We start from the raw sequence: 4,825 nt of genomic DNA, 5'->3' as shown, positions 1-4,825 counted from the left end.
GACACTGACGCCGACGACCCCGGTCACGCTGACCTACTCGAACGACAAGGGCCTGACCTTCAAGCGCACCTTTTCCGTCGACACCAACTACATGTTCACGGTGTCCGACACGGTGCAGAATGCCGGCACGGCCGCCGTCTCGCTGTCCAATTACGGCCGCGTCACCCGCTTCGACAAGCCGCTCGTTGCCAGCACCTATGTGCTGCATGAGGGCCTGATCGGCTTCACCGGCACGGAAGGCCTGCAGGAACACAAATACGCGTCCATCGAGAAGGACAAGCAGTTCACGCCGGGCAAGTCGACCGACGGCTGGCTCGGCATCACCGACAAATACTGGGCGGTGACGCTGGTGCCGACCGAGAAGCAGCCGTTCCAGCCGCGCTATGCCTATTTCGAGGACGGCCGCCATCGCTACCAGTCCGACTTCCTCACCGACCCGATCACCGTCGATGCCGGCCAGTCGGCGACGGTGGAGAGCGAGATCTTCGCGGGCGCCAAGGAAGTCGGCAAGATCAACGCCTATGCGGAAGACCGTCATATCAAGCGGTTCGACCTTTTGATCGACTGGGGCTGGTTCCACTTCATCACCAAGCCGATGTTCTGGCTGATCGACACGCTCTACAAATTCTTCGGCAATTTCGGCCTGGCCATTCTCGCCACCACCGTCATCGTCAAGGCCATCTTCTATCCGCTCGCCAACAAGTCGTACGCGTCGATGGCGAACATGAAGAAGGTGCAGCCGAAAATGCTCGAGATCCGCGAGAAATACGCGGACGACAAGATGAAGCAGCAGCAGGCGATGATGGAGCTGTACAAGACCGAGAAGATCAACCCGCTTGCCGGCTGCTGGCCGGTGGCACTGCAGATCCCGGTCTTCTTCTCGCTCTACAAGGTGCTCTACATCACCATCGAAATGCGGCACGCGCCGTTCTTCGGCTGGATCCAGGATCTGGCCGCGCCCGATCCGACGTCGCTGTTCAACCTGTTCGGCCTGATCCCGGTCACCCTGCCGCACATGCTGATGATCGGCGTCTGGCCGCTGATCATGGGCGTCACCATGTTCCTGCAGATGCGCATGAACCCGACGCCGCCGGATCCGACGCAGGCTGCGATCTTCACCTGGATGCCTGTCATCTTCACCTTCATGATGGCGGGTTTCCCGGCCGGCCTGGTCATCTACTGGGCCTGGAACAACACGCTGTCGATCCTCCAGCAGGGCATCATCATGAAGCGCCAGGGTGCCAAGATCGAGCTGTGGGACAATCTGGTCGCGCTGTTCCGAAAGAAACCATCACCGGCCGAATAGAAGGCGCAGCGCTTTCTCCAGCCTTCAAAGCCCCGCCTCGCGCGGGGCTTTTCGTTTAAGCAGCTCCGGCATCACGTTCCCGTGATCGGCGAAACTTGCGCCCCCTCGGCGGCGTGACTGCCTGTGCGTTTCCAAAGGCTATCAATTCCGATCAGCCCTCACACGGAGGAAGACCACATGCGCTTGCCGTCATTCAGGATCATCGCCCTTTCCGCACTCGTCGCCGGCGTGGCGATTGCCGCGCCCGCCTATGCCAAGAACCCGAATGTCGGCGGCGCGCCGATGTACACAACCAAGAACATCGTCGAGAACGCCGTCAATTCGAAGGACCACACGACGCTGGTCGCCGCGGTCAAGGCCGCCGGCCTGGTCGACACGCTGCAGGGCGCTGGCCCGTTCACAGTCTTTGCCCCGACCAACGCGGCGTTTGCGAAACTGCCCAAGGGCACCGTCGACACGCTGCTGAAGCCGGAGAACAAGGGCAAGCTCACCAAGGTGCTGACCGCGCATGTCGTGGCCGGCAAGATTTCGGGCGCCGAGATGATGAAGAAGGCCAAGGCGATGGGCGGCAAATACGAGATGAAGACCGTCTCCGGTGACACGCTGACCGCCGAAGTCAAGAAGGGCAAGCTCTACATCATGGATGAGTCAGGCGGCGAGGCGCGAGTGACGATCGCCGACGTCAACCAGTCGAACGGCGTCATCCATGTCGTCAACAAGGTGCTGTTGCCGAAGTAACGAACGGCTTCCGGCAAAGGGGATCAAGACAGGTCCGTTGGGGCTTTCTCGGGCCTGCCATCCCCGCCTCATGACGAGGTGCCATGTTTCTTGGGAAGTCGTATCGGCATTGGCCGGGGTCCTGTCCCTCACAGGACCCCGGTTTCTTTTTGGCTGTTGCCTGTGCAGCCGGATAAGTTTCGAGCGTCGTCACTCCATCACGGCGCTGTGGTCGATCTTGGCCGGAGTCGCCGGCTTGCGCAGCAACAGAACCAGCGGAATGGCGGCAAGCGACAGGATCATCATCAGCTTGAAGTCGTTCATATAGCTGATGATCGTGGCCTGCAGCGTGACCACGCCGTCGAGCGCGGCGCGGCCCGCGGCGCTGTAGGGATCCATTGCCTGGAAGATCGCCGGATTGCTGAACGCCTGGTTGTAGGGCGTCACATAGGTGGCGATATTGGCGTGGTTGACCTGCACGTTCTGCGTCAACAGCGCGGTGACCACCGATATGCCGACGCTGGAGCCGATGTTTCGGGACAGATTGTACAGTCCGGTGCCTTCCGCGCGCCGCTCCGGCGCCAGCGTGGCGAAGGTGATGGTGGTCAGCGGCACGAACAGGAAACCCAGGCCCGCGCCCTGGATGAAGCCGGTGCTGATGATCGTCCATTGCGAGACATCAGGGGTCCAGCCGGTCATGTCGTACATCGCCCAGGCGGTGACCAGCAGGCCGGTTAGAAGCAGCCAGCGCGTGTCCACCTTGCCGATCAGCCTGCCGACCAGGAACATGCAAGCCATGGTGCCGAGACCGCGCGGCCCCATGACGATGCCGGCCGTCACCACCGGATAGCCCATCAGGGTCTGCAGATAGGGCGTCATCAGGGCCAGCGAGGCCAGATAGGTGATGCCGATGATGAAGATGAAGATCATGCCGACGGCGAAATTCCTGTCGAGGAACAGCCGCGGGTTCACGAAGGTGTTTTTGGCGGTGAAGGTGTGGACGAGGAAGATGTAGAAGGCCGACGCGCAGATCAGCGCCTCGACGATGATCTCGGACGACGAGAACCAGTTGAGCTGCTCGCCGCGATCGAGGAACATCTGCAGCGACGCGATGGTGACGCTGAGCATGCCGAAGCCCAGCCAGTCCAGCCTGGCCTTGAGGTCCGTCTTGGTTTCCTGGACGAACATCGAGACGCCGGCGAAAGCCAGCGCGCCGATCGGTACGTTGATGTAGAACACCCAGCGCCAGCTGACATTCTCGGTCAGCCAGCCGCCGATGACCGGCCCGAGCACCGGCCCGACCATCACCGAAACGCCGAACAGCGCCATCGCCGAGCCGCGCTCCTCGACGCTGTAGATGTCGAGCAGGATGCTCTGCGCCAGCGGCACCAGGGCTGCGCCGAACAGGCCTTGCAGCAGGCGGAAGCCGACGATCTGCGGCAGCGACTGCGCGAAGCCGCACAGCACCGACGCGACGACGAAGCCGGTGATCGAGATCAGCAGGATGCGCTTGCGGCCGAAGCGATTGGCAAGATAGCCCGAAGGCGGCGTCATGACGGCTGCCGCGACGATGTAGGACGTCAGCACCCAGTTTATCTGGTCGGCGCTGGCCGAAACGCTGCCCTGGATATAGGGCAGCGCCACATTGGCGATGGTGGTGTCCAGCGCCTGCATGATCACGGCCAGGATCACGCAGGCGGTGATGGCGCCGCGATTGGCGACCACGCCACCTGTCGCGGACGCGCCGGTCATGACTTTTGTCCGAACCGACCGAGGAGGTCCGTCACGAAGTCCGGCAGGCCGCGCGCATGGCCGGTATCGATGCCGACCACGACGCTCATCCCGCCGCGCAGCGGCGGCTTGCCCTGGAGATCGTCCACCGTCACGCGCATCGGAATGCGTTGCACGACCTTGACCCAGTTGCCGGTGGTGTTCTGCGCCGGAAGCAGCGAGAAGCTCGACGACGACGCCGGGCTGATCGAGGCGACCCTGCCGTGCCAGACGGCACCGGGATAGCTGTCGACGCTGATCGTCGCCGTCTGTCCCGGCCGCACATAGGTCAGTTCGGTTTCCTTAGGCTCCGCCGCGATCCACAGATCGGTCGCCGAAATCAGGCTGAACGCCGGCTGCGAAGCCGGCAGGTACTTGCCGACCTGAAGCGCGTCGACATTGGTGACGATGCCGTCGAATGGCGCCTTGACGATGGAATCGGCAAGGTTGCGCTGGGCGTCGTCCACCGCCGACTGCGCCTGGAGATAGAACGGGTTCTTCTCCACCGGCTGGCTGGCGTCGCCGCCGAGCTGGGCAAGCGTCGCCTGTGCCTGCGCTTGGGCAACGGACACTTTCTGGCGGGCGGCGACGAGGTCGTGCTGGGCGCTGTCGAAGGTCGCCTTCGAGGAGGTGGAGGTCTTGAGCAGATCCTGCTGGCGTTGGAAAGCGGCCTCGTAATAGGGGATGTCGGCCTGCGCCTGCTCGATCAGCGCCTGCGACTGCTGGTAGCTCGCCTGCAAGGTCAGCACCTGGTTGCGCACTGTGCCGAGCTGTGCCTGGGCGGCGGCAAGAGCGGTTTCGAAAGAGGCCGACCGCAACCGGAAAAGCACCTGGTCCTTCTTCACCGCCTCGTTCTCGTGCACGTCGATCTCGGACACAGTGCCGGAGACATCGGTGGAAACGCCGAGCGACTGCGCCTGGATGTAGGCATTGTCGGTCGTCATGACCTGGCCGCCGATGACGTAGTAATAGCCGCCGACGACCAGCGCGAACGGAAGCAGGGCAAACAGGATCGGCCGTGCCCGGCCGCGC

General features: G+C 62.9%; 4 protein-coding genes. 2 read left to right on the top strand and 2 right to left on the bottom strand.

Annotated features, from left to right (window positions below):
• Both yidC and EOA22_RS24400 read left to right on the top strand, forming a co-directional pair.
• A partial coding sequence (gene yidC / locus EOA22_RS24405) for a membrane protein insertase YidC (protein WP_127390268.1) occupies positions 1-1,306 on the top strand: 1,306 nt, incomplete at its 5' end.
• Positions 1,307-1,483: 177 nt separating this feature from the next.
• Complete coding sequence (locus EOA22_RS24400; protein WP_063169715.1) at positions 1,484-2,044, top strand: fasciclin domain-containing protein; 561 nt, start codon at positions 1,484-1,486, stop codon at positions 2,042-2,044.
• Positions 2,045-2,233: 189 nt separating this feature from the next.
• Here EOA22_RS24400 and EOA22_RS24395 read toward each other — a convergent pair whose 3' ends face one another.
• Together EOA22_RS24395 and EOA22_RS24390 are read right to left on the bottom strand one after the other, a co-directional pair.
• Positions 2,234-3,775, bottom strand: a complete 1,542-nt coding sequence (locus EOA22_RS24395) for a DHA2 family efflux MFS transporter permease subunit (protein WP_063169716.1) — start codon at positions 3,773-3,775, stop codon at positions 2,234-2,236.
• Positions 3,772-4,825 (bottom strand): HlyD family secretion protein (locus EOA22_RS24390; protein ID WP_164755783.1); only part of this gene is annotated, 1,054 nt, incomplete at its 5' end. The genes EOA22_RS24395 and EOA22_RS24390, both read right to left, overlap by 4 nt.

The organism is Mesorhizobium sp. M7A.F.Ca.US.014.04.1.1, assembly GCF_003998745.1.
Classification (GTDB): domain Bacteria; phylum Pseudomonadota; class Alphaproteobacteria; order Rhizobiales; family Rhizobiaceae; genus Mesorhizobium; species Mesorhizobium ciceri.
This window is presented reverse-complemented; position numbering and strand designations above follow the sequence as displayed.